Origin of the sequence: Microbacterium canaveralium, assembly GCF_047238045.1 — a bacterium.
GTDB lineage: Bacteria > Actinomycetota > Actinomycetes > Actinomycetales > Microbacteriaceae > Microbacterium.
This window is the reverse complement of the sequence record NZ_JBDFMA010000003.1, coordinates 3376905-3400154: the sequence shown is the minus strand read 5'-3', so window position 1 is coordinate 3400154 and position 23250 is coordinate 3376905. Positions and strand designations below refer to the sequence as shown.

At 70.2% G+C, this 23250-nt stretch carries 22 protein-coding genes; 13 read left to right on the top strand and 9 right to left on the bottom strand.

Annotated features, from left to right (window positions below; translation table 11 throughout):
• Positions 1-95 precede the first annotated feature (95 nt).
• From ABC271_RS17160 to yicI, 5 genes are all read left to right on the top strand, one after another.
• Entirely contained in the window at positions 96-1112 is a 1017-nt protein-coding gene (locus ABC271_RS17160; RefSeq protein ID WP_412926049.1) for a LacI family DNA-binding transcriptional regulator, read from the top strand.
• Between the two features lie 160 nt (positions 1113-1272).
• Positions 1273-2595, top strand: coding sequence for an ABC transporter substrate-binding protein (locus tag ABC271_RS17155; protein ID WP_412926048.1), 1323 nt, complete (start codon positions 1273-1275; stop codon positions 2593-2595).
• A complete protein-coding gene (locus tag ABC271_RS17150; protein ID WP_412926047.1) occupies positions 2595-3560 on the top strand; it encodes a carbohydrate ABC transporter permease in 966 nt (321 codons plus the stop codon). The genes ABC271_RS17155 and ABC271_RS17150 overlap by 1 nt, the downstream gene beginning before the upstream one ends.
• Positions 3557-4444 carry a carbohydrate ABC transporter permease gene (locus ABC271_RS17145; RefSeq protein WP_412926046.1) on the top strand — a complete coding sequence of 296 codons (888 nt, stop codon included), beginning with the start codon at positions 3557-3559 and terminating at the stop codon, positions 4442-4444. The genes ABC271_RS17150 and ABC271_RS17145 overlap by 4 nt, the downstream gene beginning before the upstream one ends.
• Positions 4445-4502: 58 nt before the next feature.
• Positions 4503-6734: an alpha-xylosidase gene (yicI, locus tag ABC271_RS17140; RefSeq protein ID WP_412926045.1), complete on the top strand. Its 2232-nt coding sequence runs from the start codon at positions 4503-4505 to the stop codon at positions 6732-6734.
• 23 nt (positions 6735-6757) lie between these two features.
• Here yicI and ABC271_RS17135 read toward each other — a convergent pair whose 3' ends face one another.
• A complete protein-coding gene (locus ABC271_RS17135) occupies positions 6758-7102 on the bottom strand; it encodes a hypothetical protein (RefSeq protein WP_412926044.1) in 345 nt (114 codons plus the stop codon).
• 68 nt (positions 7103-7170) lie between these two features.
• Here ABC271_RS17135 and ABC271_RS17130 point away from each other — a divergent pair, with 68 nt between their 5' ends.
• The gene (locus ABC271_RS17130; protein ID WP_412926043.1) at positions 7171-7920 is read left to right on the top strand and encodes an MBL fold metallo-hydrolase; all 750 of its coding nucleotides are present in this window, start codon (positions 7171-7173) and stop codon (positions 7918-7920) included.
• 415 nt (positions 7921-8335) lie between these two features.
• Here ABC271_RS17130 and ABC271_RS17125 read toward each other — a convergent pair whose 3' ends face one another.
• The 3 genes from ABC271_RS17125 to ABC271_RS17115 form a co-directional block, all read right to left on the bottom strand.
• Positions 8336-9766 carry an HNH endonuclease signature motif containing protein gene (locus ABC271_RS17125; protein WP_412926042.1) on the bottom strand — a complete coding sequence of 477 codons (1431 nt, stop codon included), beginning with the start codon at positions 9764-9766 and terminating at the stop codon, positions 8336-8338.
• Between the two features lie 342 nt (positions 9767-10108).
• Positions 10109-11236: a Gfo/Idh/MocA family protein gene (locus ABC271_RS17120; RefSeq protein ID WP_412926041.1), complete on the bottom strand. Its 1128-nt coding sequence runs from the start codon at positions 11234-11236 to the stop codon at positions 10109-10111.
• A complete protein-coding gene (locus tag ABC271_RS17115) occupies positions 11233-12069 on the bottom strand; it encodes a sugar phosphate isomerase/epimerase family protein (protein WP_412926040.1) in 837 nt (278 codons plus the stop codon). The genes ABC271_RS17120 and ABC271_RS17115 overlap by 4 nt, the downstream gene beginning before the upstream one ends.
• Positions 12070-12175: 106 nt before the next feature.
• On the opposite strand from ABC271_RS17115, the gene ABC271_RS17110 reads away from it, so the two are divergent.
• The 6 genes from ABC271_RS17110 (at position 12176) to ABC271_RS17085 (ending at position 17381) form a co-directional block, all read left to right on the top strand.
• Positions 12176-12784, top strand: coding sequence for a TetR/AcrR family transcriptional regulator (locus ABC271_RS17110; RefSeq protein WP_412926039.1), 609 nt, complete (start codon positions 12176-12178; stop codon positions 12782-12784).
• 276 nt (positions 12785-13060) lie between these two features.
• Complete coding sequence (locus ABC271_RS17105; RefSeq protein WP_412926038.1) at positions 13061-14206, top strand: acyltransferase family protein; 1146 nt, start codon at positions 13061-13063, stop codon at positions 14204-14206.
• Positions 14207-14455: 249 nt separating this feature from the next.
• Positions 14456-14608: a hypothetical protein gene (locus tag ABC271_RS17100; protein WP_412926037.1), complete on the top strand. Its 153-nt coding sequence runs from the start codon at positions 14456-14458 to the stop codon at positions 14606-14608.
• 198 nt (positions 14609-14806) lie between these two features.
• Positions 14807-15436: a nucleotidyltransferase domain-containing protein gene (locus tag ABC271_RS17095; protein ID WP_412926036.1), complete on the top strand. Its 630-nt coding sequence runs from the start codon at positions 14807-14809 to the stop codon at positions 15434-15436.
• Positions 15437-15492: 56 nt separating this feature from the next.
• Positions 15493-15843 carry a hypothetical protein gene (locus ABC271_RS17090; protein ID WP_412926035.1) on the top strand — a complete coding sequence of 117 codons (351 nt, stop codon included), beginning with the start codon at positions 15493-15495 and terminating at the stop codon, positions 15841-15843.
• Positions 15844-15893: 50 nt separating this feature from the next.
• Complete coding sequence (locus ABC271_RS17085) at positions 15894-17381, top strand: SDR family NAD(P)-dependent oxidoreductase (RefSeq protein WP_412926034.1); 1488 nt, start codon at positions 15894-15896, stop codon at positions 17379-17381.
• Positions 17382-17413: 32 nt separating this feature from the next.
• Here the strand turns inward: ABC271_RS17085 and ABC271_RS17080 are convergent, their stop codons facing one another.
• The 5 genes from ABC271_RS17080 to ABC271_RS17060 form a co-directional block, all read right to left on the bottom strand.
• Positions 17414-17764 carry a hypothetical protein gene (locus tag ABC271_RS17080; protein WP_412926033.1) on the bottom strand — a complete coding sequence of 117 codons (351 nt, stop codon included), beginning with the start codon at positions 17762-17764 and terminating at the stop codon, positions 17414-17416.
• A gap of 120 nt (positions 17765-17884) precedes the next feature.
• Positions 17885-18292: an NUDIX hydrolase gene (locus ABC271_RS17075; RefSeq protein ID WP_412926032.1), complete on the bottom strand. Its 408-nt coding sequence runs from the start codon at positions 18290-18292 to the stop codon at positions 17885-17887.
• Between the two features lie 54 nt (positions 18293-18346).
• Complete coding sequence (locus ABC271_RS17070) at positions 18347-19672, bottom strand: FtsX-like permease family protein (RefSeq protein ID WP_412926031.1); 1326 nt, start codon at positions 19670-19672, stop codon at positions 18347-18349.
• Positions 19669-20424: an ABC transporter ATP-binding protein gene (locus tag ABC271_RS17065; protein ID WP_412926030.1), complete on the bottom strand. Its 756-nt coding sequence runs from the start codon at positions 20422-20424 to the stop codon at positions 19669-19671. The genes ABC271_RS17070 and ABC271_RS17065 overlap by 4 nt, the downstream gene beginning before the upstream one ends.
• Positions 20425-20538: 114 nt before the next feature.
• Positions 20539-21033 carry a MarR family winged helix-turn-helix transcriptional regulator gene (locus ABC271_RS17060; RefSeq protein ID WP_412926029.1) on the bottom strand — a complete coding sequence of 165 codons (495 nt, stop codon included), beginning with the start codon at positions 21031-21033 and terminating at the stop codon, positions 20539-20541.
• 76 nt (positions 21034-21109) lie between these two features.
• Between ABC271_RS17060 and ABC271_RS17055 the strand changes: the two genes are divergently transcribed.
• Positions 21110-23239, top strand: coding sequence for an MMPL family transporter (locus tag ABC271_RS17055; protein WP_412926028.1), 2130 nt, complete (start codon positions 21110-21112; stop codon positions 23237-23239).
• The last annotated feature ends 11 nt before the right edge of the window (positions 23240-23250 follow it).

Below are 23250 nucleotides of genomic sequence, written 5' to 3'. Positions count from 1 at the left end.
CGCAACTTACCCCTTGCGCTCCGTGCCGGACCTGGTCTAGCTTGGCCGTCGAAGCGCTTCCCGGAAGCGCTTAGACAAAGCACGAAGGAGTCACTATGGCCAAGATCGACGAGGTCGCCCGCGCTGCGGGCGTGTCGATCAGCACGGTCTCCTACGCGCTGAGCGGCAAGCGTCCGGTCTCGGCCGACACGCGGCGTCGCATCCAGGACGCAGTGCTCGAGCTCGGGTACAGCCCGAATGCGGGAGCGCGGATGCTCGCCGGCAGCCAGACGAACATCTTCGCCCTGTCCGAGCCGCTGCGTGCCGATTCTCACGCGCCGAGCCACATGGCGTTCATGCACGCGATGACCGTCGCGGCCCGTCGCAAGGAGTACGACATGCTCCTGCTCACCGACGAAGACGCCTCGGCCGGCATGAAGCGGGTCGCGGCGAGCGGACTCGTGGATGCCATCCTCGTGCTGGACGTCGCCCCCGACGATCCGCGCGTCGAGATCGCGCGCGCCAGTGCGACGCCGACGTTGTTCGTCGGCATCCCGAACGACCATGACGACCTCGTCTGCGTCGACCTCGACTTCGAGCGAGCGGCCGTCGAGGCCGTCGATCGTCTTGCCGACGCGGGGCATCGCGAGATCGGTCTCATCGGCGGTTCGCGACGCGCATACGAGAAGTCGAACTTCCCGCCGCGCGTCCGCGGTGCCGTGGCATCGCGGGCCACCGAGCGCGGCATGAACGCGCGCGCCGTGGCATCCGGTGAGGTCGTCACCGACCGCTCGCACGTGCGGGCCTCGGTGCGCGAGTTCGTCGCCGCGGGCGTTACGGGCATCCTGCTGCACGCCCCCGAGGAGGTGCTGCAGGTCGTGCTCGTCGAGCTCACCGCGCTCGGCAAGAGCGTGCCGGGCGACGTCTCGATCGTGTCGGTCGGCAGCAGCTTCGACACCGACACGTTGCCCACCCCGGTCGACTCGATCCCACTGGTGCCGCAGAGCTCGTGCGAGCTCGCGGTCGACCTGGCGATCGAGCTCGTCGCCGGACGCCCCGTGGCATCCGGCCTCCATCTCATCCCACCGACGTACCTCGAGCGCGGCTCCGTCGCCGCGCCCGGCTCCGCCTGACCCTCCCAACTCCACAACCTGCGTTGTTCGCCCATCATCGAAGCGCTTCGACACAATTTCGACGGCGTTTCGACACCCGATTCGATGACGGGTCCAACGCATCCGCCCCCGCTAGCGGACACCCATCAACCAGCGGATCACAGTGAAAGGAGTGCCAACGATGGCACGCACGAACGCACAACGACGCGCGACCCGAGCCCTCGCGGCTGTCGGCTCGATCGCCGTCGCCGCCCTCGCCCTCTCCGCCTGCAGCGGCGGTGGCGGTGACACCGGCTCGAGCGATGGCGCCGGCAAGACCCTCACGCTCTGGCACTACGAAGGTGCCGATAGCGCGATGGCCAAGGCCTGGAACGCCGCCATCCCGATCTTCGAAGAGAAGACCGGCGCCACGGTGAAGGTCGAAGAGAAGTCCTTCGAGCAGATCCAGAAGACCGCCAGCCAGGTGCTCGACACCGACGCTGCGCCCGACCTCCTCGAGTTCAACAAGGGCAATGCCACCGCCGGCTTCCTCGCCAGCACGGGCCTCATCGCCGACATCAGCGACGCGGTCACCCAGTACGGGTGGGATGCCAAGCTCGCCCCGTCGCTGCAGACGACCGCGAAGTACACCTCCGACGGCGTCATGGGTGGCGACACCTGGTACGGCGTGCCGAACTACGGCGAGTTCGTCGGCGTCTACTACAACCTCGACGCGTTCACGGCTGCAGGCCTCGAGGTGCCGAAGACGTACGACGAGTTCGTGAAGGTGCTGGACGCGTTCGTCGCGAAGGGCATCACGCCCCTCGCCGAGGCCGGCGCCGAGTACCCGCTCGGACAGCTCTGGTACCAGCTCGCGCTGACCAAGGCCGATCGCTCGTGGGTCGACGACTACCAGCTCTACAAGAACCCGGTCGACTGGAAGGGCTCCGAGGTGACCTACGCCTCCGACACCCTCAAGGACTACGTCGACAAGGGCTACATCGCCAAGGACGTCTCGTCGGTCAAGGCCGAGGACGCCGGTGTCTCGTTCATCAACGGCACCTCGCCGATCTTCGTGTCGGGCTCGTGGTGGTACGGCCGCTTCGCTTCCGACGCCACGTTCGACTGGACGCTCTCGGCCTTCCCCGGCTCGAAGCTCTCGCTCGGTTCGTCGGGCAACCTGTGGGTCGTCCCGGAGCGTTCGAAGAACAAGGACCTCGCGTACGAGTTCATCGACATCACGATGAGCCCCGAGATCCAGGCGATCATCGGCAACAACGGCGGCGTGCCCGTCGCGGCGGACACCGCCGACATCACGGATGCCAAGAGCAAGGAGCTCATCGACACCTTCAACGGCATCCTCGAGGACGACGGTCTGTCGTTCTACCCCGACTGGCCCGCCCCCGGCTTCTACGACGTGCTCGTGCAGGAGCTGCAGGGCCTGGTGACCGGCAGCCAGGATGCCGCGACCACGAACGCCAACCTCGGCGAGAAGTACGACGAGGGCACGGCGGACTTCCGCTGATGTCGCTTCTCACGCGACCGGCTGCTCGGGTGGCACTCCCGCCCGAGCAGCCGGCCATCCCCCAACGCCGTGGCGGCACCGCCGGCTACTGGCTCTACCTCCTGCCCGGCTTCGTGCTGCTGCTGGTCATCGTGATCGTGCCGCTCGTGTGGAACGTGTTCCTCACCTTCACGAAGTGGCGCGGCGTCGGCGACCCCGAGTTCATCGGCCTCGACAACTGGACGAAGCTCCTCGGCGACGAGGACTTCTGGACCTCCTTCACCAACTCGGTGTGGATGGTCCTCGCCATGGTCGTCGTCCCGACGCTCGTCGGCCTCGCCGTCGCGGCCCTCCTGTTCGACGTCGTCGGGCGCAAGTTCGGCGGCAAGGTCGGCAGCTTCCTCCGTGCCACCTACTACCTGCCGCAGATCCTCCCGGTCGCCGTGGCGGGCATCGTGATCGGCTGGATCGTCCGCCCCGGCGAGACCGGTGCGCTGAACCAGATCCTCGGCGGGCTCGGCATCCCGTCGTATGACTGGCTCGGGCAGATGCCCTCCGCGCTCATCGTGCTCATGGTGGTGCTCGTGTGGGTGCAGATCGGCTACCCCGTGGTGGTGTTCATGGCCGCCCTGCAGCGCGTCGACCCCGAACTGTACGAGGCTGCGGAGCTCGACGGGGCGAACTGGTTCCAGCGGTTCACCGCGATCACGGTGAGCATCATCCGGCCCGAGATCTTCGTCGTCACCCTGACCTGCACGATCGCCGCGCTGAAGGTCTTCGGCCCGGTGTACGTCATCACGCAGGGCGGCCCCGCCGGGTCCACCATCGTCCCGGCGTACTACGCCTACCTCGAGTTCTTCACCAAGCGGAACGTCGGCTACGGCGCGACCATCGCGACGGTGCTGACGATCCTCGTGGTCGTCGTGTCGATCGTGTTCATCCGGGTGCAGACCTCGCTCGAACGCAAGGAAAGGGCGGGACTGTGACCTCCACCGCCGTCATCACCACCGGGCGTCCGCAGCGCCGCGCCGGTCGCGGCGGCATGACCCGCCGACGCCCCGTGGACTGGCTGCTGCTCGCGCTCGTTGTCGTCGGCGCGCTCCTCGTGCTCGCGCCCTTCTACCTCGTGCTCGTCAACTCGTTCAAGTCGCCGGTGGACTACGCCACGTCCGGGCCGCTCGCGCTGCCGCAGCAGTTGGACTTCGGCGGGATCATCGACTTCTGGAACCGCGTCGACTTCCCCCGCAAGGTCGGCAACTCGATCCTCATCTCGGGCGTCGTCGCGGTGCTGGCCGTGCTCATCTCGGTGCTCAACGCCTTCGCGATCGGCATCGGACGCGTGCGGGGCCGCACGGGGATCGTGCTCCTGTTCCTCATGGCGAACCTGCTGCCGCAGGAAGCGCTGCTGTATCCGCTGTACTACATGTTCAAATCCGTCGGCCTGTACGACAACGTGTGGTCGGTCATCATCGTCTTCACCGTCATCCAGGCCGCCTTCGGGACGTACCTGCTGTCGTCGGTCTACGGCACGTTCCCGCGCGAGATCCTTGAGGCCGCCGCGATCGACGGGGCGAGCCGCTGGCAGATCCTGTGGCGCGTGATCTTCCCCATCAGCCGCCCGACCCTGTCGGTGCTCGTCATCTTCTTCTTCATCTGGACGTGGAATGAGTTCCTGATTCCGCTGACGTTCCTGGCATCCAACGACAACCAGACCGTGCCCGTCGCGATCAGCGTCCTGCAGGGCGACCGACTCATGGATGTCACGACGATCAGCGCCTCGGCCCTGCTCGGCATCATCCCGACGCTGATCTTCTTCCTCATCTTCCAGCGCACGTTGACGCGCGGCATCACGGCGGGAGCTGTGAAGTGAAGGTCCTACTTTCCCCACCCACGCCGACACGCGGCATCACGGCAGGAGCAGTCACGCAATGAAGTTCACCGATGGTTTCTGGCTCATGCGCCCCGGCGTCGCGGTGGACTACGCCGCCGAGGCGTACGACATCAGCCCCACGGAAACCGCCGATGGGCCCGGCCTGATCGTGCACGCTCCGACCAAGGTCATCGCCAAGCGCGGCGACGTGCTCAACCGGACGCTGCTGACCGTGACCCTGTCGTCGCCGCTCGAGGGCATCGTGCGGGTGCGGATCGTGCACCACGACGGGGCGGCGCGCGGCGCCGGGTTCGCTCTGCCGGGGGCGGTCGCGGGCGGCGGATCGGTCGAGGTGACCGAGGCGGGTGGCATCCTTTCGTCCGGGCGGCTGACCGCGCGCGTGGCGCCGGGGGCGCCCTGGGATCTGTCGTTCGAGGTCGACGGGGTGCGGGTGACGGGGAGCGGTCACCGCTCGGTTGGGCGTGTGAGCCTCGCCGACGGCGCGGACGTGGAGACGGGCGTGATCGCCAACGCCGGGGCCGAGACGGGTGTGCCGTACGCGCGGCACTACGTGCACGAACAGCTCGACCTCGGCGTCGGCGAGACGGTCTACGGTCTCGGTGAGCGCTTCGGCCCCGTCGTGAAGAACGGTCAGACCGTCGACATCTGGAACGCCGACGGCGGAACGTCGAGCGAGCAGGCGTACAAGAGCGTGCCGTTCTACGTCTCGTCCGGCGGGTACGGCGTGTTCGTCAACGACCCCGGACACGTCTCGTTCGAGGTCGGTTCCGAGAACGTCGAGCGCGTGCAGTTCTCCGTCTCGGGCGAGGCGCTGGAGTACTTCGTCATCGCCGGGCCCACGCCGAAGGACGTGCTCGAGCGCTACACCGCCCTCACGGGTCGTCCGCCGGTCGTGCCGGCGTGGTCGTTCGGCACGTGGCTCACGACCTCGTTCACGACCGACTACGACGAAGCGACCGTGAACTCGTTCATCGACGGCATGGCCGAGCGCGACCTGCCCCTGTCGGTGTTCCACTTCGACTGCTTCTGGATGCGCGAGTTCAACTGGACCGACTTCACGTGGGACGAGCGGGTGTTCCCGGATCCGGATGCCATGCTCCGCCGCCTTCACGATCGGGACCTTCGCGTGTCGGTGTGGATCAACCCGTACATCGCGCAGCGTTCGTCGCTGTTCGCCGAGGGGGTCGCGAACGGGTACTTCGTGCGGCGTCCGGACGGCACGCCGTGGCAGTGGGACCTGTGGGTGCCGGGCATGGCGCTCGTCGACTTCACGAACCCGGATGCCGTGCGCTGGTACCAGTCGTACCTGCGGCGTCTCATCTCGCAGGGCGTGGACTGCTTCAAGACCGACTTCGGCGAGCGGATCCCCACCGACGTCGTGTGGCACGACGGCACGGATCCGGAGCGCATGCACAACCTGTACGCGCAGCTGTACAACCAGGCCGTGCACGACGTGCTCGTCGAGGAGCGTGGTCTCGGGGAAGCCGTGCTCTTCGCCCGCTCGGCGACCGCCGGGGGGCAGACGATGCCCGTGCACTGGGGCGGTGACAACTCCTCGACGTTCGCGTCGATGGCCGAGACGTTGCGCGGCGGCCTGTCGCTCGCGTGGAGCGGGTTCTCTTTCTGGAGTCACGACATCGGTGGCTTCGAGGGCACGCCCGATCCGGCCGTGTTCAAGCGCTGGGTGGCATACGGCATGCTGTCGTCGCACAGCCGTTTCCACGGCTCGGACTCGTACCGGGTGCCGTGGGCGTTCGACGACGAGGCGGTCGATGTGACGCGTCAGTTCTCGCGGTTGAAGCTGCGGCTGATGCCGTACTTGTATGCGGCGGCGCGTTCGGCGGCGGCGACGGGTGTTCCCGTGATGCGGCCGATGGCGCTGGAGTTCCCCGACGATCCCACGACGCTGCACCTCGACCGGCAGTACATGCTCGGGCCCGACGTTCTCGTGGCGCCGGTCTTCTCGGCATCCGGTGACGTGACGTTCTATCTGCCCGCGGGGGAGTGGACCCACCTGTTGACCGGAGAGCGGGTCGTCGGCGGCGGGTGGCGGCGCGAGACGCACGGGTTCGACTCGCTGCCGCTGTACGTGCGTCCCGGTGCCGTGCTGCCGTGGGGTGCGCGCGACGATCGGCCCGATTACGACTACCTCGACGGGCTGACGCTGCGCGTGTTCCCCGGCGGTTCGGGTGTCGCCGACGTGACGGTCACGGCCCCCGACGGACGGTCGGAGACGTTCCGCGTGGATCGTGCGGAGGTGACGGAGTAGCGGTCAGGGGAGGCGCGACGGCCTTACGAAGCTGAGCGGTCGAATCGCGACGGCCACGCGAGCGCCGCACCCCGGATGATGAGCGTCCAGCCCACGAGGAACAGGGTGATGCCTCCGACGAGACCGAGGGACGGCCAGAAGAACTCGAAGACCGGGATGGGGACGGGGTCCGGTTCGGCAAACAGCGTCACATAGCTGATCCAGGCCCCCAGAACCGCCGCACCCGCACCGGCGAGGTGGAGCACCATCGTGACGATGATGAGGATCCCCGTCACGAGCGCGAGTGCTCCTCCACAGAGGTGGCTCAGTGTGACAACTCGGTGCGATCCGGCCATCGCGGCCCCCTCCCGATCGATGGGTCCGCTCATGCTTGCAGGTCGCCCATGCGCTCCTCGGCACGTGAGGCGGACGTCTCGTCGCGCCGTACGCTGACGACATGTCTTCGCTCCGCTCTCCGCTCCGCGAGGTCGCACCCGGGGTGCTCGTCGCCACGAGCCTTGTCATGCAGACGAACACGACGGTGGTCGTGGCATCCGGTCGGGTTCTGCTGATCGATCCGGCGTGGACGCCCGACGAGCTCGATGCTCTCGCCGGCGCGCTGCGCGAGCGTGGTCTCACGGTGGTGGAGGGCTTCTCGACCCACGCGCATCACGACCATCTGCTGTGGCATCCGGGGTTCGGTGATGTGCCGCGGTGGGCGTCGGCGCGGACGGCCGAGCTCGCCCGGGACGAACGGGAGGCGTTGGTTGCGGCGCTCGGTGCGGACTTCCCCGCCGAGCTGGTGGAGTTGATGGGGCGGGTGGATGCCGGCTCCCCGGGCTTCGGCGTCGAGCTCGTCGTGCACGACGGGCACGCTCCCGGACACACGGCCGTCTGGCTGCCGGAATCGCGTGTGCTGGTCGCCGGGGACATGCTCAGCGACGTCGAGCTTCCGCTGCCGTTCTGGCCCGACGATGTGCCGTCGTACGAACGGGCGCTCGAGATCCTGGAACCGTTCGCGCGGGCCGCACGAGTCGTGATTCCGGGGCACGGGTCGGTGGGGTCGGATGCGTTCGCGCGGTGGGAGGCCGACCGTCGGTACCTCGCCGACATGCGACGGACCGGGAAGTCGGACGACCCGCGGCGCGCGAACGCGGGCATGGAGGAGGAGTACACGCACCTGCGTGCGGTGCTCGGGTATCACTGACGCGTTCGCCGGGCACCCGCCGCTGAACTTTCCGAGGGTCAGGCTGATGTGGTGGCTGTGATCTTGGGGCCGTGATCTGGGGGCCGTGATCCGGTGGCTCTGATGTGGTCGCGCGCGGGCTGGCGTTGTGGCGCCGGTGCCCGAGGGGGCCCGACAAACGCGCGCCGGTGAGGACGGTACCGGTTATGGGGGCGGTGCCGGTTGAGGGTGGGTGCCGGTTGTGGGCGCGGTGCCAGTTGGGGGGCGGTGCCAATTCTTCGAGCTGGGCGGTGTCAGAACGGCGCGGTTGAGAACGGCGCGGTTTGAGAACGGTGGGCGTTCTGAACAGCGAGAATTCTGAACGCTGCGAATTCTGAACGGTGCGGGTTCAGAACGCTGCGAATTCTGAACGGTGCGGGGTCAGAACGGTGCGGGGTCAGAACGGTGCGGGCTCGCGGTCGCCGGGCGAAGGTGGCGGAGGCTGTTCGTCGGGCAGAAACCTCACCGCCGACGCGTAGGGCAGGGGCTCGTCGATGTACACGCGGCCCGTCGGAGAGGTCCATTCGAGCACTCCGCCGGCGAGCTGCCTGACCTTCCAGCGCGTGAATTGCTTCTGTGTGTGGTGCCGCTGGCAGAGGTGGCTCAGATTTCCCACGTCGGTGGCGCCGCCGAGCGCGTAGTCGTGGGTGTGATCCACCTCGCATCGCACGGCGGGGGAGATGCACCCGGGCCAGCGGCAGTGCCGATCGCGAGCGCGGAGATGTCTGTCGATCGCCGCGGTGCGCTGGTAGGTGTCGGTGCGCAGCACCGACCCGCTGACGGGGTGGGTGACGACTCGGTCCCAAGGCAGGGCGGTGGCCTCGGCGAGGGCGCGGGCCGTCGTGGCGTCGATGGGCCCATGCCCAACCAGCTCAGCGGGGTCGAGGTTTTCAGCCGTGGGCGCGAGCATCGTCAACGCCGGCACGACCACCTGCACTCTCGCGCGGATCGCGCCCAGAGTGCCCGGGCCGTCGTCGACCCGTGTGGGATCGGCCTCGGGAGCGGCGGTGAGGAGCAGGTCGGCCAGGATGTCGGCCCGCACCTGGTCGGCGCTTCGCGCATCGGGTGTCGTCGCGCTGCTGCCGCCGGCGTTGCCGACCGGGCCGCTCACGTCGCGGACCCGGCCTCTCGCGCTGGCGCCGCGCACCTCGCCCTCGCTGGCGTGGTGCCTCTCGGCGCGGGCGTCGATCAACGCCGCGCTCTGCTGCACGAGTCGGTCGTAGATTCCCACCGCGAGCACGGTCGGCAGCGTCGCGACGAGGTCGGACATGCCGTTCTCACCCGCCACGACCCGGACGCACCGCGTCTCGCGACCCTGACGATGCCGCTCCGTAATCGTGGTGGGCTGCAACGACTCGGCCAACGCAGCCAGGCGGGGCTTCAATCGCCCCGGGCTCAGCCCGTCGGCGGTCGCGACGGCGAGCACGTCGAACTCGTGTCGACGTTCGAGCGGCAGTGGCATCCCGGCATCCACGATCACCTGGACGTGCGCGCGGGACAACGCCCCGGCCTCCCACGCGTCGAGGGTGGCCGGGAAGTCATCGGCGACGGTCATCGCTCGGCCGATCTGCGACTGCACGCTGCGATCCGACAGGCAAGATGCTGCGGCGATCTCGGACGCGACCTCCCGTAGCGCCATCTCCGCCGCTTTCGACGACGCCCGCATCCCGGCCGTCGCGTCGAGAGCGAGGTGCCCCGCCCGGGCGAGCGCACGAGTGCGCCGGGCTTCGGCGGACGCGACCTCGGCATCCACTCCGCGTACCTCGGCCAGCACCGACGACAGGGCGTCGGCCCCGTCCTCAGTCGGCGGAGGTGTCTCGAAAGTCATGTATGCATGCTAGCGAGGGCCTCCGACATCGGGAGCCCTCCGAGGGGCCAGATGGGGACAGCTCGGGGAATCCGTCGGCTGTGGAGGACGGGTGCGCAAACGGCGTCGCCGCGACCGACCGCGAACACCCTCGCCCCGCACCCTCGCCCCACACACCCCGCCCCACACACCCCCGCCCCACACACCCCGCCCCACACACCCCGCCCCACACACCCCGCCCCACACACCCCGCCCCACACACCCCGCCCACACACCCCCGGCCCCATAAGCACCCCGCCCACAAACGCCCCCGCCCCGTGGCATCCACACGACACCACGGGGCGGGAAAGCGCGCGAGGGGGGTTACAGCGTTCGCGCGAAGGGGTCGAAGCCCTCGTCGAGCAGCGGCACGGGGGCCACGGTGCTGCCGATCTCGAGCGTCTGGCCCGATGCCGAAGACTCCTCGGCCGACAGCATGACGTCGAGCACGTGGAAGCCGAGCTCGCCCGTGGCGATGTGCGGGCGGTCGGCGGCGATCGCGCGGGCCATGTCCAGCACGCCGAGTCCGCGGCCGGTCACGACACCCTCGTTCGGGATCTCGATCCATTCCTGATCGGTCTTCATGCCGTCGCGGAAGACGCCCAGCGGCTTCACGTAGGCGATGCGCCCTTCGAAGCGGTTCGGGTCCGCCAGCACGATCGTGCCCTCGGAGCCGTGGATCTCGACGACTCCGTGACGCTCGAGCGCCGAGTCGAAGCTCAGCAGGTGCGTCCCGTGCTGACCCGCGGTGAACGACGTGAGCACCTGGACTGTCGAGGGCACCTCCACCGGGAACGTCTCGCCGGCACGCGGTCCGGTGTGGATCGTCCGCTCCAGACGGGGCCGCGAACCGCGCGCGGTCACGGCCGCGATCGGCCCGAGCAGGCTGACGAGCGCCGAGAAGTAGTACGGACCCATGTCGAGCAGCGGTCCCGCGCCGCGGGCGAAGAGGAAGGCGGGGTCCGGATGCCACAGGTCGGGGCCCTGCGTCTGGAACGACGACTGCACGAACAGCGGCTCGCCGATCACACCCTTCTGGATCGCACGCTTGGCCGACTGGAAGGCGGGTCCGAGCAGCGTGTCCGGAGCCGAGCCGATACGCAGGCCCGCGGCATCCGCCTGCGCGAGGAGCGCACGCGTCGCGTCGCGGTCGAGGCCGATGGGCTTCTCGGTCCAGACGTGCTTGCCGGCGGCGATCGCGGCCGACGACACCGCGACGTGCACCTGCGGGATGGTGAGGTTCACGACCAGGTCGACGTCGGGGTTCGCGAGCACGTCGTCGGGCGTTCCGGCGGAGGCGACGCCGTGCTCATCGGCCTTCGCGCGAGCGCGGTCGGGCACCAGGTCGCCGACCGCGACGACGTTCACGTCGGGAAACGACGTGAGGTTCTCGAGGTACGTCTGGCTGATGACGCCGGCGCCGATGACGCCGACTCCGAGCGGCCCGGTCATGCGACGAACCCGCCGTCGCGCAGGAACGCCAGGCTCGCGGCGACGTCGGCGAACACGTCGCCGGGGGCGCGGTCGTACTCGATCACGGCATAGCGGATGCCGCTGCCCGCACGCAGCGCCTCGGCGAGCGGCACGTCGGCGGTACCCGCGTGGCGCTGGTCGAGCGTGGCCGACGACATCTCGCCGGCGCCGGGCGCCCACGGGTTCGACGTCGGCACCACGCCGTCCTTGACGTGCACCGCGGTCAGCCGGTCGCCGAGCTTCGCCACGAGAGCCGGAACGTCCTGGCCGCCCGTGAGCGCCCAGAACAGGTCGAGCTCGAGCTGCACGCGTTCGTCGGTCAGCGACACGAAACGCTCGTAGGCGCTCTGCCCGTCGAAGTCGGCCACGAACTCCTGCGCGTGGTTGTGGTATCCGACGCTCAGGCCGAAGGTTGCGGCGACGTCGGCGGCGCGGTTCAGTCGCTCGGCGATGTCGGCGACGCCCTCTTCGGTGAGCCAGCGGTCGGGCGAGACGAACGGATCGATGACCGTCTGGATGCCGATCGTCGCGGCCGCCTCGAACACCACCTCGGGCGCGGGCGTCGGGATCGAGCCGTCGGGCGTCCACAGCTCGTCCTTGAGCAGCGGGGCGTGGCCGGTGGGAGAGGCGAGGCCGCTGGCATCCAGGGCCGCCCGGATCTCGTCGGGGCGGTCGACGAACGCGAACGCCTCGACGTTGCGCAGGCCGAGGGCGGCGAGCTTCTCGAGCGAGCCGGGCATGTCGGCCGAGAACTCGGATGCCAGCGTGTACAGCTGCACCGAGGCTTCGGGAAGGGAGGCGGGAGTGGTCATGGGGTCCTTCTGCACGTCGTCGTCCAAGGGGCCGGGTGGCCGTGCCGCTACTCTAACCTCCACATGGAGGTTACGCTAGCCCTGACGGATGCGAGAGGGTGGGCGGATGAGCGAGGATGCCACGATCGGCCGCCCGGGCCAGCGGCGCCGCGGCGTCGAGCGCCGGCAGGAGATCCTCGACCGCGCCATCGAGGTGTTCCGTCGCCGCGGCGCCGATGGCACCTCGCTCCGCCGCATCGCGGAATCGATCGGCGTCTCGCACGCGGCCCTGCTGCACTACTTCGATTCGCGCGAGCAACTTCTCGTCGCCGTGTACGACCACGCCGCGGCGAAGCAGGGCGAGGAGGAGGCCGCCCACCCGACGGAACCCGGCGTGGAGGGGATGATGGCGGCGGCGACCCGGAACGTCGAGGTGCCCGGGTTCGTGCAGCTCTACTCCACGCTCGTCGCGGCCGCGCTCGAGGTCGACAGCGGGGTGGGCAAGGACTACTTCACGTCGCGGTTCGAGCGGCTGCGCGCCGAGTTGGGCGAGACCTTCCGAGTGCAGCAGGCCGAAGGGCGCATCCGCGACGACGTGCCCGCCGATCATCTCGCGGCGCTGCTCATCGCCGCATCCGATGGCCTGCAGATCCAGTGGCTCCTCGACGAGTCGGTCGGCCTCAGCGACACCCTCCGCACGTTCGGGATGCTGCTGCAGCCTCCGCGCGAGAGCTGAGGCCGCGCCGACAGGCGCTTCCGCGCGGGAGCTGACGGCCCCGCCGGCGCTGCGGCAGGTGCTGGCATCCATGTCCCACTTTTTGTGGGTGTGGGGCGGTCAGGGTGGCAAGAAGTGGGACATGCGTCGCCAGAAGTGGGACGAGGTTGCCGGGGTGCCACGTCGCTCGGCCACACGTCAAGCCCCGGCTGCTCCCAGGCTCCTCTACATCACGAACGGGTAACGTTCCCGCGTCTGCGCGCCCGCGTGCCGCCGACGCGAGCGTTCCGGGAGGCGATGACCATCAGCACGACCACCACCGCCCCTCGCGTCGCCGCACGGCCCGTGGCATCCGCCGGCCCGCTCGCAGCCCGCCACCTGCCCTCGCTCACGGGGCTCCGCTGGGCGACGGCGATGCTCATCTTCGGCCACCACATCATGGCCGTGCAGTACATCGGCGGGCAGGCCGGCACCGTGTGGGGCTTGCTGTTCGAGGCCGGGAAGACCGGCGTGACACTGTTCTTCATCCTCTCGGGGTTCGTGCTGGCGTGGGGATACAAGCCCGCGCAGAGCGCGCGGTCGTTCTGGCTGCATCGTGCCGCGCGCATCTACCCGCTGCACGTCGCCGGTGTCGGCCTCGCGCTCGTCGCGGCGGCCACGCTCGTGCCCGAGATCCGCTCCGACGGCGCCGCGCCGGTCGGGGCGAACCTGCTGCTCCTCAGCGGCTGGATCCCCGACTGGTGGCAGGCCGGAAACCCCGCGAGCTGGTCGCTCGTGTGCGAGGCGTTCTTCTACCTGACCTTCCCGCTCGTGATCCGCCTCGTCGCCGGTCGCTCGGCGCGCGTACTCTGGGCGGTCGCCGCGGCCGCGCTCGTGCTCGTCGCCGCGGCGCCGCAGATCGCCGCCGTTTCTCCGGTGCCGATGTCGGCGGCATCCACCCCTCTCCTGCGCCTGCCCGAGTTCGTGCTGGGGGTCGTGCTCGCGCTGCTGATGAAGCAGACCGCGTGGCGTCCCGCGCCGTTGCGGATCGCCGTGCCCCTCGCGGTGCTCGGGTATGCGCTGTCGGAAGCGCCGCCCCTCCCCGGCACGGACATCCACCCCGGCCTCGCGATCACGGTCGGCGGCTTCGCGCTGCTCGTCGCGTCGCTCGCGTCGGCGGACGCGCACCGTTCGTCGACGTTCCTCGCCCAGCCCCTGTGGCAGGAGCTCGGCCGCCTGTCATTCGCGTTCTACCTCGTGCACCTGCTCGTCATCGCGTCGGTGTCGTCGGCCTGGCCGGACGGTCATCCCGAGCTGCACTGGCCCCGCGGGCTCGCGCTCGCCGCGCTCGCCTTCGTGATCTCGCTCGGGGTCGCGTGGCTGCTGCACCGCGGCGTCGAGGTCCGGATGCAGCGCGTGCTGCTGCGTTTCGACCCCGATCGGCGTGGCGTGCTGGCGCGCTGAGGACGGCGCGTCTCCTTCGCGGCGCGGAGGCCGTCGCGACATCAATGGATGCCGGGTCGTCGCGGCGACAGGGATGCCGGGCTGTCGCGGCATCCAGGGATGCCGGGCTGACAGTGGATGCCGGGCTGTCGCGAACAGAGGGGATGCCGCGGGGACAGGCCGATCCGCCGCGGATCGCCCTGTCCCGGAGCGATCCCCCGTCGCGGGACGCGGGTGGCGGGTGTGCGGGGCCGCAGCTAGAGTCGCCGGATGATGGGACTGCACGCGATCATCCTTCTTCTGGTCTGGGCGGTGGGCCTCGCGGTCGCGATCGGGGCGATCTACCTCGCGGTGCGGCTGGCCGTGACGCACGCGCTGAAGTCGCACACGCGCTGGGTCGACAACGGCAAACCTGCCCGGTGAGGACGTCCGCCGCAGGCGCCTGACCTCGTATCCCGAGCTCGGCCCCGCTGGAGTGATCCACGGGCCCGGTTTCCACCCACGGGGACCCGGGAGGGGAAGATCGCCCCCATACACGGAAGATCGACCCGATTCACGCGCAATCGTCCCCCACCGCGCACGATCGTCCCCAAATGCGGACAAATGTGTCAATATGGACACATGAACCTCTCCGAACCTCTCGAGGGCCTCGTGCCCCCGGTGGAGGCGGCAGTGCTCCGGGTTCTCAGTCGGACGGATGCCGGGATGTCCGGCCGGCAGGTGCACGCGGTCGCGGGAGTCGGGTCGACGTCCGGCGTTCACCGGGCGCTCACGCGTCTGGCGCGGACGGGCCTCGTGCGTGTCGAATCGCGACCCCCGGCGCTCATCTATCGACCGAACCGCGCGCACGTCCTCTGGACGGCGGTCGAGCGTGGGCTGAACGCTCGCGATGACGCGATCGACAAGATTCGTCTGTTCTTCGTCGACGAGATACCCGAGGAGGTCCCGGCCGACTCGCGCGTCACCGCGACCCTCTACGGCTCGGTCGCGCGCCGAACGTCGACCTCCGAGTCGGACGTTGACGTACTCGTGGTCTTCCCCGACCGGTTCGACATCGACGCGCGCGCGGAGCTGCTCCTCGCACTCGCCGAGCGGATCGAGGAGCTCACGGGGAACGCTGCTCAGGTCAACGCCATGGACCGGCGCGAGCTCGTCGGTCGTGCGGCTGAGGGCGACCCCTTCCTGGCGAACGTTCTCCGTGACGGCATCCACCTCTTCGGCCCGCACCTCGACACGTGGGCAGCAGCATGAGCCCGCGGATGAGTCCACGTCGACACTCAATGGACGCAGCTGCGGTCCTTGTCCGCATGAACGATGCCCGCACTCGTCTGGATTCGGCGGAGCTGCAACTCGCCGGAAACAGCCCGCACGAGTGGAAACACGCGGCAGAGGTCGCGGTCAGCGCGGGGATTTCTGCGAGTGACGCCATTTGCGGGCACGTCCTCGGCTACAAGATCGCGGCAGACTCCCACCGTGACGCGGTGACGGCGCTGCGGGAGGCCTCGTCGTCAGCGGTCGCCAAGCACCTCGAAGTCCTCGTCGCGGCGAAATCCACGCAGTCCTACGGAGATCGGCTCCCGACCCGTTCTGATGCGGAACGGTTGGTTCTGCACGCGCGGCGCCTGGTCGAGGCGGCGACGACCATCCTGCGTTCCTGACGAGCGCACGGGCCGTGCGGCCTCCCAGCCGCACCTCGGTACACTCTCCCGTGCCCGAAACACTCCCGACACCCGATCGCGAGGCCGGCCGCGTGGCATCCATCGATCCTCACGAGCTCGAGATCGCGCTGCGCGTGCTCGACGCCGCCGCCGGTCTCGACCCCGAAGATCCGGCTTACATCGCGCTGCGTCGCCAGACCGGAAAGCTCTACAAGGACGTCAAGCGGCAGTCCCGCAAGGAGAAGCGGCAGCGCGTCGCCGACGCCGACAAGGCCGTCGTCGCCGCGACCGCGACCGGCGCGCCCGACCGGATCGACGACGAGACGCGCGGCATCCCCCTCGCGACCCGCGTCGAGACCCCGTACGCGGGCGAGCTCCTCAAGGCCCGCAATTGCTACATCTGCAAAGAGCTGTACACGCTCGTCGACGCGTTCTACCACCAGCTGTGCCCCGACTGCGCGGCGATGAGCCACGCCAAGCGCGACGCCCGCACCGACCTCACCGGCAAGCGCGCGCTGCTCACCGGCGGTCGCGCGAAGATCGGCATGTACATCGCGCTGCGTCTGCTCCGCGACGGCGCGCACACCACCATCACGACGCGCTTCCCGCGCGACGCCGTGCGGCGGTTCTCGTCGCTGCCCGACAGTGCCGACTGGCTGCACCGGCTGAAGATCGTCGGCATCGACCTGCGCGACCCCGCCCAGGTGATCGGACTCGCCGAGTCGGTGGCATCCGCGGGTCCGCTCGACATCCTCATCAACAACGCCGCGCAGACCGTGCGGCGCTCGCCGGGCGCGTACAAACCCCTGGTGGATGCCGAGCTCGCACCGCTCCCGGACGGACCGCTGCCCGAACTGCTCACGTTCGGCCACACCAACGACGCCCACCCGCTCGCGCTCGCGCAGTCGGTGTCAGCGCATCCGATCCTCGCTTCGGCCGCGCGGACGGCCGAGGAACTCACGGCCGAGGCGATGGCCGCCGGATCGTCGTCGCTCGAGCGACTCGCCGCCGGGACCGCGATCGACGCGGGCGGCCTCGTCCCCGACGAGGACCGCATCAACAGCTGGACGCAGCACGTTGACCAGGTCGAGCCCCTCGAGATGCTCGAGGTGCAGCTGGCCAACATGACGGCGCCGTTCCTGCTCGTCAGTCGACTGCGTCCCGCGATGGCGGCCTCGACGGCGCGGCGCAAGTACATCGTCAACGTCTCGGCGATGGAGGGCGTGTTCGGCCGCGGGTACAAGGGCCCCGGCCACCCGCACACGAACATGGCCAAGGCCGCGCTGAACATGCTGACGCGCACGAGCGCCCGCGAGATGTTCGAGAGCGACGGCATCCTGATGACCGCAGTGGACACCGGCTGGATCACCGACGAACGCCCGCACTACACGAAGGTGCGCCTGGCGGAGGAGGGCTTCCACGCTCCGCTCGACCTCGTCGACGGTGCCGCGCGCGTCTACGACCCGATCGTGCGCGGCGAGGGCGGCGAAGACCTCTTCGGCATCTTCCTGAAGGACTACCGCAAGGGCTCGTGGTGACGCGGCGCCCCGGGTGTGACGTCGGGGCGGGTTCAGCGCGCGGGGCGCAATCGCTCGGGGTCGACCGGAAACTCGACGTCGTAGTACAGCTGGGGGGCGCCGACGGCGCCGAAGTCGTCCTTCTTGACCCGGATGCCACCGACCGACACCTCCGCGATCCGCACCCGCAGCCAGGAACCCTCGTCGAGGCGGAGGTCGAAGAGGTCCGCGAGGTACGAGATGCCGAGCGCGTCGAGGGTCTCCTCGGCAGTCAACCAGTCGACCGGGTCGGTCCGGCGATGCCCGAGCAGGTCGATCGCGACGAAGTCCTCGCCCTCGGGCTCGATCCAGCCGAGCAGTTCGCCATCGCCCGCGCGGCGGTGTTCTATCCAGTCCTCGCGCACCAGGTCAGCGTACGCGGACACCGGGTGCCGGCGCGCACCCGGTGCGTGGAGTGTTCCAAGACGCGCGGACGTGGTCGCCGCCGTGACATCCGCGTGTCTTGGGCACCGAACATGGCGGCGTCAGGCCGGCAGGAAGTACTCCCGCGCGAGCGGGGCGATCTCGATCCCGGATGCCGTCGCGCCCGTGACCCAGCGGAGCTCGGCGATCTCGGCATCCGGTGCGGGCTGCTGGTCGCCGATGTCGACCCGGAACACATCGGCGACCACCGCGAAGCCGGGCTCGTTCGCCGCCGTGGCCGTGAAGGACCCGAGCGGCTCGAAGGCGTCGGGGTCGACCCGAAGCCCCACCTCCTCGGCGAGCTCGCGCGCGAGGGTCTCGGCCGGCGTCTCGCCCGGTTCCGGCTTGCCGCCGGGCTGCATGAACGCGGTCGTGCCCGCCTTGCGGACCAGCAGCAGACGACCGCCCGCGTCGGTGATGACCGCCGCCGAGACGTGGATGAGGCGCGGGGTCGTGGCATCCGGAGTCACCCCCGCACGGTAGCACCGGCGCGTTTCTCGCCCGTGTCGTGGCGTCCAACCGCGTCAGAGCGTGCCGCGACGGATGCCGGTCACGATCGGCCGCGTCGACGCCAGGGCCCCGGCGACCAGGGCGAATCCGGCGACGAAGGTCGCGGCGACGGTCGCGACCGACAGGGGCGCGACGACCAGGCTGAGTCCCACGATGGGGAACGACAGCACGGCGCCGACGGCCGCCCCGCCCACCGCGGCCCACCGCAGCGGGACCATGACCGTCAGTCGACGGGCGCGTCGCAGTTCGGCATCGGGGATGCCGAGGCGGTCGAGGCCCACGATGAGCTCGCGGTCCTCGAGGGCCGCGGAGGCCTGCGTGACGCCCACCGCGCAGGCGAGGAGCACGAACGCGATCGCGAGGGTGACGAGCACACCGGTGCGGATGTCGAGGAGCAGCGTGGGGCCGTCGCCGGACACGCCGGCGATCGCCAGGCCGCACCCGGCCACCACGGCGATGAACGACACCAGCGCCATGCCTGACACCCGCCGCCACGCGGGTCCCGCGTGCGCGGCGAGCTCGCGGCCCGCGATGAGGCGCGCGGCCGTCCGTGCACTGCGGGCCATCGCGCGCCCTCGGGCGGCCATGATCGGCGCGCCCACGACGTTGAGCAGTGCCAGACCGCCCGCGAACAGGACGAGCAGCGCGGTGGTCACCATGGCGGGGCCGAACACGTCGCCCACCAGGCCGACGTTCGCCACGGCGATCGCGACGACCGCGATCAGGATGCCGCCCGTCACGAGGAGCCACCGGCGCTTCGGCGGCGCCGCGCTGCGCGTGCGGACTCCGAGCGGAGTGATCGTGACCCGGCGGAGCCCCGCGGCGGCGCTGACGGCCGCGACGACCACGACACCGGCGACCACCGCCGCGGTCAGGAGCGGATCGGCGGCGACGGCTCCGACGCCGACGGGGCCGCCGAAGAACGGCAGCATGCCGACGGCCGGGAGCGCGGCGGCGTAGATCACGATGCCCGCGAGGGCTCCCGCGGCGGCGGTCGCGGTCGCCTCGATCACCGTGAGCGCCCAGATCTCGCGCGTGCTGGCGCCGAGGAGGCGGAGCGTCGCGAGGCGGTCGTTACGGCGCCGACTCGACAATCGCGCGGCGGCGGCGCCGAGTGTGGCGAGCGGCACGGCGAGGAGAAGGAGGGCCAGCACGGCGAGCGTCCCGTACATGCCGTTCTCCGTCGCGCGGGCGTCGACGAGGAACATCCGCGCACCGCCGACGACGACGAGGAGCAGAGCCGTCGTCACCGCGAACGCGACGATCGGCAGCACGATCGCCGCCCGGCCCTGTCGGCTCGGCCGCGCCAGCATCCGGGTGAGGGGGACGACGGCGCTCATCGCACGGCCTCGCCGGCGGCGTGGGGCGCGGCAGCGGCGGCGGTGCCCGGCGCGGCCGCGGAGTCATCCACGATCCGTCCGTCGCGCAGCCGCACGATGCGGGAGCAGCGCCGGGCGACCTCGGCGTCGTGCGTGACCATCACGAGCGTGCGCCCCTGACCCGTCGTCGCGCCCAGGAGAGCACGCAGCACCTCGGACGATGTCGCGGAGTCCAGCGCCCCGGTCGGCTCGTCGGCGAACACCACCGGTGCGCCGGTGACCTGCGCGCGGGCGATCGCGACGCGCTGCGCCTGCCCGCCGGAGAGCTGACCGATGCGGCGCTGCTCGAGTCCGGCGAGTCCGAGGGTCGCGAGCCACGCGGCGGCGTGCCGCTCGGCATCCTGTCTCCGCTGGCCCTGGAGCAGCAGTGGAAGGGCGGCGTTCTCGACCGCGGTGAGCTCGGGCAGCAGCAGGTGCTCCTGGAAGACGAACCCCAGGGCGGTGCGGCGGACCCTCGCCCGCTCGCTCTCGTCGAGGCCCACGAGCTCGCGCGGTTCGGCGCCCGGCGCGCTCAGGACCACGGAGCCCGCGTCGGGCGGGAGGATCGCGGCGAGGCAGTGCAGCAGCGTCGTCTTGCCGGAACCGGAGGCGCCCATGACGGCGACCGATTCTCCGGCGTGGATGGTCAGTGAGACGTCGTCGAGCGCCCGGACGTCGCCGTAGCGCTTGATCAGGCCGGACGCGGAGAGGACGGCAGGGGTGGAAGTGGACATGACTCCATCCCACCGAGGCTCGGCATCCGGGTCGTCCGTCCCCGGGTGTATCCGAGTACGCCGGAAGGACGATCTCGGCCGCGGCGAGGCCGATCCGCCCCCGTGCGGTCCCGGTTACCGGGGCCGCGCGGTGCCGTCGTCGGCCGGCTCCCCGTACGAGGTCACCACCCGCTCGAGGTACCGCGTGATGACGGCCTGCTCGTCATCGTTGAAGTCGTCGAGCACGGCGTCCACCCCGGCGATCATCGGCGCGAGTCGGCTCATCGCGCGCTGCACCGACGCCTCGGTCGGCACCACGAGCAGGCTGCGGCGGTCGGTGGGGTGCGGTGCCCGGGTGACGTGGCCCAGCGCGACGAGCCGGTCGATCGCGGCGGTCGTCGCGGCGGTCGTCAGATCGAGGCGGCGCGAGAGCTCTCCGGGCGAGAGCGGGCCCGACATCACGAGGTGCCCCATCGCGTCGAGGCCCGTGGGGTTCACCGACAATTCGCGCTGCAGGGACTTCTCGAACTCTGCGCCGGCCGCGAACAGCGCGCGCACGAGCGCCGTCGCGGGTCTCACCGGGGGAACGCCCGCCGCGACAGGGGGAGTGGAAGATTCCGTCGCTTCCATGACTGGCATCCTACGTCCGGATTACGCTACCTTTCTCGTATCTCGATTTTCTAGATACTTCAAAACCTAGCGAAAGATGACGATGAACAGCCTCCTCCGCTTCCTCACCTCGGCCCGCACGTCGTGGATCGTGCTCGTCGTCGCCTTCGCGGGGGTTGCGGCGCTCTTCGTCCTCGGCTCGGGCGCCGATTCGGAGACGGCTCCGGGCTCGGGACTCCCCGACTCCGCCGAGTCCGTGCAGGTGCAGAAGATCCTCGACACCTTCCCGGATGCCGACACGACCTCGGCCCTGCTCGTCTTCGCGTCCGACGACGGCGCGGCGCTCCCCGCCGACACCGTCGCCGCGATCCAGCAGAAGGCGTTCGGAGACCTCGTCGACCTCACGCCCGACGGCTTCATCCCGCCGGCGCAGGTGTCGGAGAACGGAACCGTCGCGCTGCTCGTCGTGCCGCTCACGCCCGAGACCGACGTCGCCGCCCAGGCCGACCGCGCCGCCGAGATCCGCACCCTCGCCGCCGACGGCCTCGACGGGGTGCGCACCTACCTCACCGGCCCCGAGGGTTTCGAGGTCGACATCGCCGCGGTGTTCGACGGCGCGGACTTCACGCTGCTGCTGACCACCGTGATCGTCGTCGCGATCCTGCTGCTCATCACCTACCGCAGCCCGTGGCTGTGGCTGGTTCCGCTCATCGTGATCGGAACGGCCGACGCCTCCGCCGGCATCGTGGCCCGCCGCGTCGCCGCTCTCGCCGGAGTGGAATTGGATGCCTCGGTCACCGGCATCCTGTCCGTGCTCGTGTTCGGTGCGGGAACGAACTACGCCCTGCTGCTGATCGCCCGCTACCGCGACGAGCTGCGTCTCGCCGAGGACCGACGCGAGGCCATGCGCCGCGCGGTCCGTGGGGCGGGACCGGCGATCATCGCCAGCGGTTCCACCGTGGCCCTGGCCCTCGCGACCCTCCTGCTGGGCGAGCTGTCCGGCAACCGCGCGCTCGGGCTGGCGTGCGCCGTGGGGGTCATCGTCGCGATGGCCTTCGCCCTGCTCGTGCTGCCCGCCGCGCTCGTGCTCTTCGGTCGCTGGTTGTTCTGGCCCTACGTGCCGCGGTTCGGTTCGCCCGACGCGATCCCGCGCAGCCCGTGGGGCAAGCTCGGCCGCGCCGTCTCGAAGCGTCCGGTCGTGGTGGCTCTCACGGGCGCCGTCGTGCTCGGTGCGCTCGCGAGCGGGATGTTCTTCGTCCAGACGGGGCTGTCGCAGAACGACCGGTTCCTGCAGAAGCCCGACGCCGTGAAGGGGCAGGAGGTGCTCGCCGCGGCGTTCTCCGCGGGGGCGACGTCACCGGCTACCGTGATGGCCCCGGTGGCCGACGCCGCAGCGGTCGCGGACGTGGTGGGGAAGGTCGAGGGCGTGGACTCCGCGCGCATCGTCGAGGAGACCACCGACTGGACCCGCATCGACGTCACCCTCAACGCCTCGGCCGAGACACCGGAGGCCTTCGCGACGATCGAGCGTCTGCGCGCCGACGTCGACTCGATCGGTTCGGGTCAGACGCTCGTCGGCGGTCTCGACGCGCAGGCCCTCGACGTCGCGGGTGCCCAGGAGCGCGACCAGGCGCTGATCATCCCGCTCATCCTCGTGCTGGTGTTCATCGTGCTGGTGATCCTGCTGCGCGCGCTCCTCGCGCCCGTGCTGCTGCTGATCGCCGTCGTGGCGAGCTTCTTCTCGGCGGTCGGTGCGGCGTGGTGGCTGTTCCAGACGCCGCTGTTCGGCTTCCCCGCGATCGACACGAACGTGCTGCTGTTCAGCTTCCTGTTCCTCGTCGCCCTGGGCGTGGACTACAGCATCTTCCTCGTCACCCGCGCGCAGGAGGAGACGCGCACCCTCGGCACCACGAACGGCATGGTCCGCGCGCTCGCCGCCACCGGTGCGGTCATCACCAGTGCCGGCATCCTGTTGGCGGCGGTGTTCGCCGTGCTCGGGGTGCTGCCCCTCATCACGCTTACGCAGATCGGCGTCATCGTGTGCATCGGTGTGCTTATCGATACTCTTCTCGTGCGCACCGTCATCGTCCCCGCGATGGCCTTCATCGCTGGGGATAAGTTCTGGTGGCCGCGACGTCCGCCCGTCACGGATGCCGAAGCCGCCCCCTCGACCGAGACCGAGGTCCCGCGCACTCGCGCCGAGCGCAAACGGACCCCCGTCTCCTGAGAACTCCGGGT